11 protein-coding genes are annotated in these 13,506 nt (G+C 32.7%); 6 read left to right on the top strand and 5 right to left on the bottom strand.

Translation table 11 applies throughout. The annotated features are described in order from the left end of the window. Window positions 1-9 precede the first annotated feature (9 nt). Window positions 10-1,359 carry an undecaprenyl-phosphate glucose phosphotransferase gene (locus BM246_RS06000; protein ID WP_074936497.1) on the top strand — a complete coding sequence of 450 codons (1,350 nt, stop codon included), beginning with the start codon at window positions 10-12 and terminating at the stop codon, window positions 1,357-1,359. Window positions 1,360-1,370: 11 nt separating this feature from the next. After that, complete coding sequence (locus BM246_RS05995; protein ID WP_139221857.1) at window positions 1,371-2,150, top strand: glycosyltransferase family 2 protein; 780 nt, start codon at window positions 1,371-1,373, stop codon at window positions 2,148-2,150. Here the strand turns inward: BM246_RS05995 and BM246_RS05990 are convergent. Beyond that, complete coding sequence (locus tag BM246_RS05990; RefSeq protein ID WP_394363847.1) at window positions 2,131-3,444, bottom strand: phenylacetate--CoA ligase family protein; 1,314 nt, start codon at window positions 3,442-3,444, stop codon at window positions 2,131-2,133. The genes BM246_RS05995 and BM246_RS05990 overlap by 20 nt on opposite strands. A 152-nt stretch (window positions 3,445-3,596) precedes the next feature. Here BM246_RS05990 and purD point away from each other — a divergent pair, with 152 nt between their 5' ends. After that, entirely contained in the window at window positions 3,597-4,868 is a 1,272-nt protein-coding gene (gene purD / locus BM246_RS05985) for a phosphoribosylamine--glycine ligase (protein ID WP_074936491.1), read from the top strand. Here purD and BM246_RS05980 read toward each other — a convergent pair. Continuing rightward, window positions 4,863-5,090, bottom strand: a complete 228-nt coding sequence (locus BM246_RS05980) for a DUF6341 family protein (RefSeq protein WP_042500807.1) — start codon at window positions 5,088-5,090, stop codon at window positions 4,863-4,865. The two genes, purD and BM246_RS05980, sit on opposite strands and share 6 nt — an antisense overlap. 71 nt (window positions 5,091-5,161) lie before the next feature. On the opposite strand from BM246_RS05980, the gene BM246_RS05975 reads away from it, so the two are divergent. Beyond that, window positions 5,162-6,085: a DUF6427 family protein gene (locus BM246_RS05975; RefSeq protein ID WP_042500689.1), complete on the top strand. Its 924-nt coding sequence runs from the start codon at window positions 5,162-5,164 to the stop codon at window positions 6,083-6,085. Here the strand turns inward: BM246_RS05975 and upp are convergent. Next, complete coding sequence (gene upp, locus BM246_RS05970) at window positions 6,074-6,733, bottom strand: uracil phosphoribosyltransferase (protein WP_042500692.1); 660 nt, start codon at window positions 6,731-6,733, stop codon at window positions 6,074-6,076. The two genes, BM246_RS05975 and upp, sit on opposite strands and share 12 nt — an antisense overlap. A 72-nt stretch (window positions 6,734-6,805) precedes the next feature. Here upp and BM246_RS05965 point away from each other — a divergent pair, with 72 nt between their 5' ends. Together BM246_RS05965 and BM246_RS05960 are read left to right on the top strand one after the other, a co-directional pair. Then, window positions 6,806-7,411: a DUF4254 domain-containing protein gene (locus BM246_RS05965; protein ID WP_074936489.1), complete on the top strand. Its 606-nt coding sequence runs from the start codon at window positions 6,806-6,808 to the stop codon at window positions 7,409-7,411. 69 nt (window positions 7,412-7,480) lie between these two features. Further along, complete coding sequence (locus BM246_RS05960) at window positions 7,481-8,500, top strand: glycosyltransferase family 9 protein (protein ID WP_231961827.1); 1,020 nt, start codon at window positions 7,481-7,483, stop codon at window positions 8,498-8,500. A gap of 6 nt (window positions 8,501-8,506) precedes the next feature. On the opposite strand, the gene BM246_RS05955 is transcribed toward BM246_RS05960, so the two are convergent. Both BM246_RS05955 and BM246_RS05950 read right to left on the bottom strand, forming a co-directional pair. Then, window positions 8,507-11,860, bottom strand: a complete 3,354-nt coding sequence (locus BM246_RS05955) for a VCBS repeat-containing protein (protein ID WP_074936487.1) — start codon at window positions 11,858-11,860, stop codon at window positions 8,507-8,509. Window positions 11,861-11,975: 115 nt separating this feature from the next. After that, window positions 11,976-13,505, bottom strand: a complete 1,530-nt coding sequence (locus BM246_RS05950; protein WP_083415723.1) for a RagB/SusD family nutrient uptake outer membrane protein — start codon at window positions 13,503-13,505, stop codon at window positions 11,976-11,978. Between the last annotated feature and the right edge of the window lies 1 nt (window position 13,506).

Below are 13,506 nucleotides of genomic sequence, written 5' to 3'. Positions count from 1 at the left end.
TAATTAAGCATGTTTAAACAAAGCAGATATTCGGGTTTTATAACGCCTATTTCCTACTTATTAGATTTAAGTATCATTATTGGTTGTGTGTTTTTATTTCCTATTAACATTACGCATACATACGGCTTCTTAAGCTATGTTGGTGTTTTTTGGATTATTATAGCATTTACAAGTCATTTTTATGAAGTACATAGACATACTAGAATAGTTCAAATAGTTGCTTTGCTTTTTAGGCAAATGTTATTTTTTGCTATAATTCTCTATGCTTTTATAGGGGTTTTTAAACAACCAAACATTAGTAGACTCGAATTAGGAAATTATCTAATATGTGTATTTCTACTAATTAGTTTTTTTAAGTTTCTTATTTTCTTTTTGTTGAATAAGTATAGGTCAACTTTAGGAGGGAATATTAGGAATGTTATAGTAATTGGAGATAATGAAAAAACACGACAGTTAATTAATATTTTCAACAAGAGACAAGATTTTGGATACAAATTCCAAAAACAATTTACAGTTAAGGATGACGATTTCTCACTTCAGAAGTGTTTTAATTATGTTATTGAAAATGATATCAACGAAATATATTCATCAGTAGCTGAATTATCTAATAAGCAGATAAACAGGTTAGTCGATTTTGCAGATAATAATTTACGAGAACTTAAGTTTATACCAGACAATAAAGATATTTACTCAAGAAAATTAAAGTATGAATATTACGATTATATTCCAATTTTATCATTCCGTAGTATTCCTATCCAAGAACCGGTCAGTAAATTTGTTAAACGCGTTTTTGATATATTATTTGCGTCTTGTATAATTGTATTTGTTCTATCTTGGTTAACTCCAATAATAGCTATTTTAATAAAACTAGAATCAAAAGGGCCTGTGTTCTTTAAGCAATCTAGAAATGGTTTTAATTATAAAGAATTCGATTGTTATAAATTTAGGTCTATGACGCCTAATGAAGATGCACATTTGCACCAAGCAACCAAAGGCGATATGCGTATAACAAAAATGGGTGCTTTTATTAGAAAAACGAGTATAGATGAGCTGCCTCAGTTTTTTAACGTGCTCTTTGGAGATATGTCTGTTGTTGGGCCAAGACCTCACATGGTAAGTCATACTAACTTGTATGCCCGTAAAGTTGATAAATTTATGGTGCGCCATTTTGTAAAGCCAGGGATTACAGGTTTAGCTCAGGTAAGTGGTATGCGTGGAGAAATAGAAGAAGATAAGGATATTATAAATCGTGTAAAATATGATATCTTTTATATTGAAAACTGGTCGTTACTACTCGATATTAAAATTGTGATACAAACCTTTGTAAATGCAATAAAAGGCGAAGAGAAGGCTTATTAACGCTAAAAATTTTGACAGCTTCAGTTACTATTATAACGCCCATGTTTAATTCTGAAGATTTTATTTCAGAAACTATAAACAGTGTTATAAGTCAAACCTATAAAAACTGGGAACTTATTTTAATAGATGATTGTTCTAGCGATAGTACTTTAAAAATAATTCAACCCTTTTTAGAAATACATACCAATATAAAACTTCTTAAAAATGAAGTGAATTCTGGTGCTGCTGTATCTCGGAATAAAGGGGGGCAACTTGCAAAGGGCGATTACATTGCGTTTTTAGATGCCGATGATTTATGGCACCCTAAAAAACTTGAAACTCAAATTGCTTTCATGCAAAAAGAAAACTGTCATGTTTCTTTTACTAGTTATCAATTAATTGATCAAGACGGAAAATTACTAAACACAGAAGTGAAAGCGCTAAAGAGTTTAAGTTATCCCAAACTTTTAAAAAGTAATTACGTTGGAAATTTAACAGGTATGTATAACGCTAAAGTTTTAGGTGAAATAACAGCTCCTAATCTAAGAAAACGTCAAGACTGGCTCTTATGGTTGGCTGCAATTAAAAAGTCCGGAAAAGACGCTAGAGGTGTTCAAGAGCCCTTAGCTTATTACCGTGTTCATCAAAATTCTATTTCTGCTAATAAATTGAGCTTAGTAAAACATAATTATTGGGTTTATAAAAAAGGGCTAGGCTTTTCTACTTTAAAATCAACTTGGTGTATGTTGGTATTTTTGAGAGAACATTTTTTTGTGAAATCGAAGCAAATAGTTAAGCTAAATAAGAGCTAAATTGCTTTAGTTTTCCGCTTTTAGAACGTGTTAGTTTTTCTTTTCTTTCAAAATTTACAACAAGGTTTGGTTCTAAATATTTCGAAATGGCCTTTTTGATTTCAGTAGTATGCTTTTCTGTTAAAGATGTTTTACTAACATAACTAATTTTAAAAGTATCTAATTTCAGTTGCTCAATAATAAACTCTTTTACGTTACCGGAGTTTTCCATAATGGTTTTTGTAACGTAGTAAAATGTAAGTCCCGCAGCTTTTTTTCCGCTAGGGAGTTTAACTAAATCGCTAGTTCGTCCTATTAATTTTTTAAGTATGGGTTTTTGCGGTGTACTTATATTAGATAGCATACCAATATCGCCTAAATCGTATCGAATAAAGGCATGTGCTTTATTGTAAAGCGACGTAATAACAACGCGTCCTTCTTCGCCGTAAGGTAGAGCATTGTTCTTGTCGTCTAGAATTTCAATAAATAAATCTTCGGTATTTACAATCCATTCGTCTTTTTGGTTTTGGAAAGCAATTAAACCAAGTTCTGCAGCACCATATTCGTTAATAACGGGAATGCCAAGTTGTTTTTCTAAAAGGGTTTTGTCTGTAGTAAAAAGCATTTCAGAAGTAACAATGCAAGCTTTTAATGATGGACAAATAGTTTTCAATACAATATGCTCTTGTTCTAAATATTTAGCAAATTGAACAATAGAACTTGTATAGCCATTAATATAATCGAAAGATGTGTTTCTGAATTTTTCTACATTCTTTGCTAGTTGCTCATCGCTTAAATCGAAAACCGAAAACCGAAATCGATTACTTAATTCGTCTTTAATACGCTCTTTGTAGTAGCCCTTTTTATCTAACGGAATACCATAAAACCTTGCCTGTTTAGAGCGGTTTAAATCTAAATTAAACCAACTATATCTATCCATAAAATTAGACCAAATTAAAGCATGGCAAAATTTATCTTTAGCAAAAACAAAGGGTGTGCCCGAGGAGCCTGAAGTTTTATTGATAAAAATGTTTTTAGTTGAAAAACAATTAGAAAGCCTTTGTTCTAAAGGTTGCTGTAAGTCATATTTGGTCATAACTGGTAATGTGTCCCAGTCATTCACATCTGCATGTTTTGCTAAGTCTCTATAAAACGGATTATGTTTTAAATGATGGTTAACAATAACTTGTTTTGATGTTTCAAGATATGCATCAAAATCTAATTCCTGCTTTTTTTTAATCGTTTTCAAAAAGGCTTGAGCTTCCTTTATCGGGAAGCCTTTTAATTTTAAAGACAAGTTGAATAATTTCAAAATAAAAGTAAGTAAAATAGTTTTTGTAAAGTAAATAAAAAATATTCGTGTTTTCGTGGCATTAGTTTTATTTTTGTCTTTCGAAAATTACGAAAAAACAATAATCAATAATTTGTTATTTCCGTGTAAACGGAAGTAGAAAAACATTAAAAATAATGAACATATTAATTCTTGGTTCAGGCGGAAGAGAACACACATTTACTTGGAAAATAGCTCAAAGTCCTTTATGTAATAAGCTTTTTGTAGCTCCTGGAAATTCAGGTACGGCAAATGTAGCAACTAATGTAAATATTGGTGTTACCGATTTTGATGCGATTAAAGAATTAGTGTTAGAGAAACAAATCGATATGGTTGTTGTTGGTCCTGAAGATCCTTTAGTACAAGGTGTTCACGATTTTTTCTTGAATGATGATGCTATAAAGCACGTGTCTGTAATTGGGCCGCAAAAAGTAGCAGCAGAATTAGAGGGAAGTAAAGAATTTGCAAAAGAATTTTTATACCGCCACAACATTCCAACGGCAGCTTACGAGAGTTTTACAAAAGAAACTGTTGAAAAAGGTTATGATTTTCTAGAAACGTTAAACGCGCCGTACGTATTAAAAGCAGACGGATTGGCTGCAGGAAAAGGTGTTGTTATTCTTAATGATTTAAATGAAGCTAAAGCCGAGCTAAAAAGTATGTTGGTTGATGCTAAATTTGGCCAAGCTAGTAATAAAGTGGTTATCGAAGAATTTTTAGACGGTATAGAATTAAGCTGTTTTGTGTTAACTGATGGTGAAAACTATAAAATTTTACCAACGGCTAAAGATTATAAACGTATTGGTGAAGGGGATACTGGTTTAAATACTGGTGGTATGGGAGCAGTGTCTCCGGTACCGTTTGCTACCGATGAGTTTTTAAGCAAAATAGAGGAACGTATTGTAAAACCAACAATTGATGGCTTTAAAAAAGATAACTTACCATATGTAGGTTTTGTATTTATCGGCTTAATAAAAGTTGGTGACGACCCAAAAGTTATTGAATATAACGTGCGTATGGGGGATCCGGAAACGGAAGTTGTTTTACCTAGATTAAAGAATGATTTTGTTGAAATTCTACAAGCTATGGCAAACGGTACTTTAGATACTATTAACATTGAAATAGACGAGCGTGCTGCAACAACTATTATGTTAGTATCTGGTGGGTATCCAGAAGCTTATGAGAAGGGTAAGGAAATTATTGGTGTTGATACTATTGAAGATTCTATCGCTTTTCATGCAGGGGCACAACTTCAAGATGGTAAAATTGTAACTTCTGGTGGACGTGTTATGGCTATTACATCGTATGGAGATACGTACCAAGAGGCCATAAAAAAATCTTACCAAAATATAGATAAACTACATTTTGATAAGATGAATTATCGTAAAGATATTGGATTCGATTTATAGGTAAGAATGAGCAGAGATACTTTTATCTTCCTCATTATTATCGCTAAAGCTTTTTAATTGTAACATCCAGTAAACCATAGCTGCAAAGCCAATGATTACAAAAATCCAAGAAATAGTACTTGCTGCGAACCAGTTTTCAAGTTCTAAAGCTTTTAAAGCATCCATAGGAGTTAAAAGAACATTAACAAATAAATCCTGTATTGCGTAAAAGAAATCTTTCATGTGTGGTATATTATTTTCTAACTTGGTTAGATTGTTAGTGTATTTACGTAGCAAAAATACAAAAAGAGTTAATGATTACAAGTATTTTTAGTAAATCTCAACCAATAAATTTCATTATCGTATTTTTCATTACGTTATTGGCATTTGTTGTGGGAAGATTAGGTTTGCCAACCGAACACTTCACAGCGCTTTTTATCTTAGAAGAACTGGGGCTGTTTTGTGTATGTTATGCTTCTATTTTACTTGTTAATTTTATAGTTAGTAAAAACAGTTTAAGCAGAAAAAGTAACTACGAAATCTTGTTATTTAGCTTGTTTTTATTCACATTAACACAAACTACAAGTAATATTAATATTCTGTTTTCTAACTTTTTTGTATTGTTGGGTTTGCGACGTGTAATAAGCTTACGCTCTCAAATTGAGGTGAATAAAAAATTATTTGATGCCTCATTTTGGTTTGCTATAGCTGCTTTATTTTACTTTTGGGCCATCTTGTTTTTTCTATTAATTTTAGTGTCTTTAGCGTTTTACAATGATATAAAAATAAACCATTGGGTAATTCCGTTTATTGGAGCAGCAACGGTTTTTATTATTACTTCGGGCATTTCTATTATGCTTTACGATAGTTTTTTCGATACGTTTAAGAGCTTGCCAGAAATAAGTTTAAACTTTAATAGTTATAATTCAGCTGCATATATTGTTGCTATAACCATTCTATTGTCTTTTGGTATTTGGTCGTCTCTGTATTACATAAACAGTATTAAAGAAAAGAAAAAAGCATTTAGAGTTTCCTTTAAATCTATTTTAGTTTCTGCAATAATAGCTGGTGTAATTGTAATATTGGCACCGGTAAAAGATGGTAGCGAATTCTTGTTTGTTTTTGCTCCGTTGACTATAATTATTACCAATTACATCGAGATTATAGAAGACAAATGGTTTAGGGAAATATTCCTTGCTGTTTTATTTATTTTACCTTTTGTACTGCTATTGCTGTAGTTTTTCTCCAAAAGCTAAATCGCCAGCATCACCAAGTCCAGGTATAATGTAGCCTTTATTATTCAGCTTTTCGTCAATTGCAGCAATCCATAAATGAGTGTTTTTGTCAAAATGGTTTTCAACAAAATCGACACCTTCTTGTGCGCCAATTATACAAGCTAAATGTACTTCTTTTGGTGTTCCAAATGGTTGTAAAGCCTCAAAAGTAGCAAGCATAGATTGCCCTGTTGCCAACATGGGATCTGCAAGAATTAGTGTTTTGTTTTCTAAGCTTGGGCACGCTAAATATTCTACTATAATTTCAAAACTTTCCGGCTCATGTTTATGGTGTCGGTAAGCTGAAATAAAGGCGTTTTCGGCAGTGTCAAAATAATTTAGCAAGCCGTTGTGTAAAGGTACGCCCGCTCTTAAAATAGAACAGAGCACAATGTTATTATCAATTTCATTAATAACACAATCTCCCAAAGGTGTTTGTATTGTAGCGACTTTAAAATTGAAAGATTTGCTCATTTCATAACCTAAAATTTCACCTATACGCTCAATATTTCTACGGAAACGCATACTGTCTTTTTGAATGTCAATGTTTCTCATTTCAGAAAGAAACGTGTTGAGTACGGAGTTTTGTTCAGATAAATGATGAATATGCATGATGTTGTTCGAGTTTCTAACAGTAAAGTTAAGTAAATATCAAGTATATTTGTACTTTAAAATTTATACAATATGTTTACAACTAAAGCTAATAAAATTTTTCAAGAGGTTATTGCAAAATACCACATTATTAATACAGTCGATCAGCCTTTTACTAACGCTTACGCGGAAAGTGATTTACTAGAGCATTTGCTATACAGAAAATGTTGGATTGATACAGTGCAATGGCATTATGAAGATATTATTCGTGACCCACAAATAGATCCTGTAGCAGCGTTAACTTTAAAGCGTAAAATTGATGCATCAAACCAAGATAGAACGGATATGGTAGAATATATCGACAGTTATTTTCTTGAGAAATACAAGGATGTTGAGGTTAAGGAAGGTGCAACTATCAATACAGAAAGTCCAGCTTGGGGTGTCGATCGTTTATCGATTTTGGCTTTAAAAGTATACCATATGAATGAGGAGGCAACACGTACAGATGCTACCGATAGTCATAGAGCTGCTTGCCAAACAAAACTAGATATTTTGTTAGAGCAACGTGTAGATTTGTCTACAGCAATTGATACGCTTTTAGCCGATATTGAAAAAGGTGATAAATACATGAAGGTGTACAAACAAATGAAAATGTACAACGACGATGAATTAAACCCTGTATTAAGAGGGCAAAAATAATTAGTGAAATTATAAAAACGGACGATGCTTTATTTTGGCTCAGTCCGTTTTTTTTAGTGCTTAAATTAAATGGTTAAACCAAAACAACACATATTAGTTATTCGCTTGTCTGCTATGGGAGACGTGGCGATGACGGTGCCTGTTTTACGTGCTTTAATTAAAAATTATCCAAACGTAAAAATTACGGTTTTAACACGAGAGTTTTTTGCGCCATTTTTTCGAGATTTATCTAATGTTACCGTTTTTCCGGCTGAAGTAAAAAAGAGGCATAAAGGTGTTTTGGGGCTTTGGAAACTTTCAAATGAATTAAAAGTTTTTAAAATTGATGCCATTGCCGATTTGCACAATGTTTTACGAAGTCAAATTCTAAAATTATTTTTCTTCGGAAAGCAGACTATACAGATTGATAAAGGCAGAGCCGAGAAGAAAGCTTTGGTTTCTGGTGAAAATTTTCAGCAACTAAAAACCACGCATCAACGTTACGCTGATGTTTTTAATAAACTAGGTTATAATTTAGATTTGTCTAATCCAACCTTTCCTGAACGCGCCGTTTTAAGCACAGAAATGCAAGTGTTTTTGGGACATAATTTTAAAAAAATAATAGGTATTGCTCCTTTTGCTGCTCATGCAGGTAAAATGTATCCTCTAAACTTAATGAAACAAGTTATTGAGGCTCTTTCTAAAGATTATCAAATTGTTTTATTTGGTGGAGGTAAGCAAGAAATTGAAGCGCTTACTGCTATTGAGAACAGCTTTGATAATGTTGTAAACGCTGCTGGAAAACTTAATTTAAATGAAGAATTAGACCTTATTTCTAATTTAGATGGTATGTTGGCCATGGATTCTGGAAACGCGCATATGGCAGCCATGATGGGCGTAAAAACAATAACTATTTGGGGTGTAACACATCCGTTTGCTGGTTTTGCACCATTTAATCAACCTAACGATTATGCTTTAGTCGCTAATAAAGATGAATTTCCCGAAATACCAACTTCTATTTTCGGTAATAAATATCCAGAAAACTACAAAGAAGCTGCGGGAAGTATTACTCCAGAAACAGTGGTAAGAAAAGTAACGGAGGTTTTTTAATTAAGCTTAGTTGTTAACTTTAAATAAATTGTGTGTATCATTATTGTTGGCAACTATAATAATCTTTTCATTTCCAGTTTTTACCACAATCATATCTCTAATATCTTTATCTACAAAAAAGCCTGTTTTAAGATGTGATATATAATTGAAACCACCTTTATTATTACCTTTTAAGAATGCTCCCGTTCCTGCATCGGCGCGTGTTGTTTCAACCTCAGACTGGTAATTATTTCCAGCAAGCAATAAATCTTTAGATCCATCTTTATCAAAATCTTCATATAAAATACTATTTATTGGGAATGTTTGTACCTGGTTTGAAAATGGCGAAAATGTAAAGTTATTATCTCCTTCATTAATAAAAATACCAGATTTAAATTCAGTTGCTTTATAGTGTAATGCCGATTTTATGCCAGGACCTAAAATACCTTCAAGGTCTCTATTTGCAAAATCTTGATAGCTTTTTATTTTAGATTTTAAATGTGGTACTTGTTGAGCTGTACACCCTTTTCCTCTAACAGGCACTTGTTTGTCTTTATAATATTTTGCTAAAAAGACGTCTTGCGATCCATTATAATCAAAATCTGAAGTGTAAATATGAAATGGTTTTTCTTTGGAAGCATGAAATTTGTAATTTAATCCCAAATTGCCAGCTACAATATCGTTATCTCCATCGTTATCAATATCAGTTATTAGAAGTTTATTCCACCATCCCTTTGTGTCGTTAAGTGATTTATAAGCCTCAGATTTTTCTAATTTTCCGGATGTATTCAGAAATATTTCAATACCCATCCATTCCCCAGTTACAATTAAATCTAAATCATCATCTTTATCAATATCAAACCAATTAGCATCGGTAACCATACCGATAACTTCTAATTCTGGAGCAAGAGTTTTTGTAGCGTTTGTAAACGTACCATTATCATTAATTAATAGATAACTTTCTGGAAAAAACGGATATTTCCCGGGTATAACACGGCCTCCGACAAAGAGATCTATATCACCATCATTGTCATAATCTGAAGGGGTTACTACAGAGCCCGCAGAGTAAATTTCTGGTAAATTAGTAGATTTGGTGAATTTGCCAGTGCCATTGTTAATATACAATCGGTCTTGCAGCATTTTTGGGTTTTTGTCAAATTCATAACTACCACTTACAACGTAAAGGTCTAAATCTCCATCATTATCAGTATCAAAAAACGTAGCGCTAGTATCTTCCTGGTGTTTGTCTTTTGTGAAAATGTGATTGTTCCCATTTTTAAAACTCCCGGAATTCTGGCCCATTAATATGTATCCTGCTTGGTTGTGGCCACCACCTATAAAAACATCTTCATTACCATCGCCGTTAATGTCTCCTTTTGCTAGTGCTGGTCCTGTTTGAGATAATTTATGAGGGAGAAGTACTTGTTTCTCATAATCATTAAAATAAGGGTCTTTATGGCCGTAATTTGATGCCATAGCTTTAAATAGTGTTTTTTGTGTTTCTAGCCCTGTTTCTAAGTTTAAGCTGGCATCCTTATAATTTATTTTTAAGGATTGGTTGGAAGCTACATTTTGCAATTCTTGTCTTCTACCATCTTGCCAAAGTATTTCAACTTTTTCAATAGTATTTAAATGCCCTAAGCCAAGGTGTAACTTATTAGAAACACTAGATAAAAAGCCTCGAGTATTTATAAGTTGTCTAACTATTTTTTTATCTTTTTCTGTGTGTATAATAGCTTTTACGCCTATGCCAAACTTGTTTTTTTCTGGACCAGAAAAAGTTATATTTAAGAAGTTTCCTTTGTTTAAATCGGTAGCATTGTTTTTTAAAATTGTTGCTTCGTCGTTAATATTATTTACAACAATATCTAAATCACCATCGTTATCTAAATCGGCATATACAGCTCCGTTGGAGAAAGTAGGGGTTTGATCTGCCCAAGTATTAGAGGTGTCTTCGAAAGTTAAATCGCCATTGTTTTTAAAAAAGTAGTTAACCAATTTTTGTTGAGGTAGCATTTTTGCATAATTAAGAAAATCTTCTTTAGTAGGCTTTCTTCCATTAGCCCTCAATTGTTCTAGTATTTTATTGTTAGAATCTCTATCTATAACATCTCTAAAAACACCGTTGGTAACATAAATATCATTTAATCCATCTAAATCAAAATCTGCCATTAATAATGCCCAACTCCAGTCGGTATCACCAACATCGGCCATTTTAGAAATTTCGCTAAAGGTGCCGTTACCATTATTAAGTTGCAGCATATTATGCATGTATTGGTAGTGATATCCACTATTAGTCATTTTTTCAAATTGACTAATAGATGTCATTCCCATAGTTGTTTTAGAGCGTATATAGTCTTTTGGATTCATGTCTAACGTCATCAAATCTAAATAGCCATCATTATTAATATCAGCAACATCTCCGCCCATACTATTAAAAGCCATGTGTTTTACAACATGTTCTCTGTTTTCTGTAAACGTGCCATTACCGTTATTTACATATACAAAGTCTGGCATATTGAAATCGTTATTTACATAGATATCAAGCCAACCATCATTATTTAAATCAAGTACTTGTGGATTAAGCCCAAAGGCTATTTCTGGTAGTATACCTGCTTTTTTTGTTACGTTTGTAAAATGGCCGGTACCATCGTTATTATAGAGCCTATCGCTACTTTTAAGTTGAATAGTTTTAGGGTCTTTTTGAATAGTTTTTAAATCTAAAACTTCAGTTTGGTTTCGGTTTACAACATCGGCTGCGTTAGAAACATAAGCATCTAAATCATTATCATTATCATAATCGAAGAAAATAGTATGAATGGTTCTATTGTTATCTGCTAAGCCAAGTTCTTCTGCTTTTTCGGTAAAAGTTAAATCGCCATTGTTAACGTAAAGTAAGTTGGCGAACTTGTTGTCTTCATCAATCCAACCTCCACGGGAAACGTATATATCTAAAAGGCCATCGCTATTAACATCTACAAAGGTAACGCCCGTATCAAAACCTTCTTTGTGTATAATTCCTGCTTGTTTTGAAATATCTTCAAATTGAAAATTGCCTTTGTTGAGGTATAATTTATTACCATTAGAATTTGAAGTGAAAAATAAATCGATTAAACCATCATTATTTATATCTCCACTTGCAACCCCACCTCCAATATACATGTAGTTATATTGAAAGTAATTGGCATCGATGGTCTCATTAAGTTCGTTAATAAAATTTATACCTGTATCTTTTGATAGAAGTTTAGTAAATAGTTGATTTTCAGTGTTTGTTTCTAATGAATCATCTGGTTCAACATTTTTACAATTAAAGAACGATAAATTAACAAAAAGAAATATTAATAAATATCTAATAATTTTGAGATTTATAGTATGTTTCATTTTTTGAGAAAATTTGTTAATAATTATAAAAACATAATTGGGTAAGTTAGAAAATAAAAAAGCGATAAGGAGTACTAATTTCTTACCGCTTTTTAAACTAAAATAAATAAATAAACTATTTTTTTAAATTAGGATTTAAATCAACCTCATTTTGCGGAATAGGAGCAAAATAATTGTCGGTACCTAAAGATCCTAAAATAGGATTTTGAACGTCTAAAAGGACTCCGCTAGAATTACGGGATACTTGTGGGTCTCTGTTAGACAGGGCTTGTTGAACGCGTTCCGTTCTAACCAAATCGTTCCATCTTATCCATTCACCTGCAAATTCCCATTTACGTTCCATGAATGCTAATTCTGCGATATCTCCACTAGTTAAATCTACCGAAGCATTTGCTGTGTTGTACGGTAATCCAGCAGCTCTTCTTCTAATTTTGTTAAGGGCTTCCCAAGATGCAGGAGTAACATTTCCAGAACGACCTGATGCTTCAGCATAAATTAATAATACTTCAGCATATCTCATATAAAAATCATTTCTATCCGTATTGAAATCAGATAGTGGGATATCACCTTCTGGACCTGCTATTTTTTTGAATACAGGTGTTGCTTGATCTGTAAAATTTTCCCAATTGCCCCATACGCCATCAGTTCTATATGTTGCTTCTTTACGTGGGCCTTCAGGGAAATCTTCAAAAAATCTAATTTCAGCAAAAGTTTCTTGCCAACCACCAACATCTGATGGGTTACCTAATTTACCATATTTACGGTTATGCAATTCGCTAGCTTTATTATAAGCTATAGTCCATATACTTTCGTTATTAAATCTATTTGAGAGCAACCATAAGTCTTCTAAATCATCAACTAAAGCAAAACCATGAGAAGATGCATTATTCATTACGGTTTGTGCACTTGTTGCTGCTTGTTCATATTTAGATGTGTCTTTCGCAGGAAACCCAGCCCAGTCAAGGTATAAACGTGCTAGTAAAGCTCTTGCAGATCCGGAATTTGGACGAGGAGCACCAGGCTGTACATTTGGATAAACAGCTGGTAATAGTGTTTCAGCTTGTAATAAATCTGCTTCTATTTGAGCATAAACTTCCTCTTGTGTAGATAGTCCAATTTCGAAATCGGGAATAGAAGTTAATGGTAAAGGAATAGCACCATGTATTCTAGTTAAGTGAAAAAACATAGTTCCTCTTAAAAAATAAATTTCTCCAAGTAATCTATTTTGGGCATCTTGATCGGTTAATTGTAAACCTTCAGAACTTTCAAGTACATTATTTGCGGCCCTAACCATAGCGTAGATATCTCTCCAATTTGAAGAAATTCTTCCATTAGTAGGAGCTATTGAGCGTTGATCGAACTCTCTAAAATCTTCTTTATTACTTACACGATGTGTAGTAATATCATCGCCGGACCAACCGTTAACAAAAAAGGTAGACCATTGTGATGCATTTCTTAAACGAGAATAAATACCGGTTACACCAAGTTCTAATTCTTCTTGAAGCGTGTATTGACCTGGAGCCAACCTCGAAAGGGTTGGGTCTTCATCTAAATCTGCGCAACTTTGTATTGATAATACTGACAATAGAATAAATGCAGATAGCATCTTTGCATTTGTCAGATTGAAAAATTTAATGTTTTTCATA

The organism is Algibacter lectus (assembly GCF_900112395.1).
Lineage (GTDB): Bacteria > Bacteroidota > Bacteroidia > Flavobacteriales > Flavobacteriaceae > Algibacter > Algibacter lectus.
This window is presented reverse-complemented; position numbering and strand designations above follow the sequence as displayed.

Bases quoted from the DNA above. Each gene is read 5' to 3' on its own strand.
- BM246_RS06000 (WP_074936497.1), top strand. From the start codon at position 10: ATGTTTAAACAAAGCAGATATTCGGGTTTTATAACGCCTATTTCCTAC.
- purD (WP_074936491.1), top strand. From the start codon at position 3,597: ATGAACATATTAATTCTTGGTTCAGGCGGAAGAGAACACACATTTACT.
- BM246_RS05980 (WP_042500807.1), bottom strand. From the start codon at position 5,090: ATGAAAGATTTCTTTTACGCAATACAGGATTTATTTGTTAATGTTCTT.
- BM246_RS05975 (WP_042500689.1), top strand. From the start codon at position 5,162: ATGATTACAAGTATTTTTAGTAAATCTCAACCAATAAATTTCATTATC.
- upp (WP_042500692.1), bottom strand. From the start codon at position 6,733: ATGCATATTCATCATTTATCTGAACAAAACTCCGTACTCAACACGTTT.
- BM246_RS05965 (WP_074936489.1), top strand. From the start codon at position 6,806: ATGTTTACAACTAAAGCTAATAAAATTTTTCAAGAGGTTATTGCAAAA.
- BM246_RS05960 (WP_231961827.1), top strand. From the start codon at position 7,481: ATGGTTAAACCAAAACAACACATATTAGTTATTCGCTTGTCTGCTATG.
- BM246_RS05955 (WP_074936487.1), bottom strand. From the start codon at position 11,860: ATGAAACATACTATAAATCTCAAAATTATTAGATATTTATTAATATTT.
- BM246_RS05950 (WP_083415723.1), bottom strand. From the start codon at position 13,505: ATGAAAAACATTAAATTTTTCAATCTGACAAATGCAAAGATGCTATCT.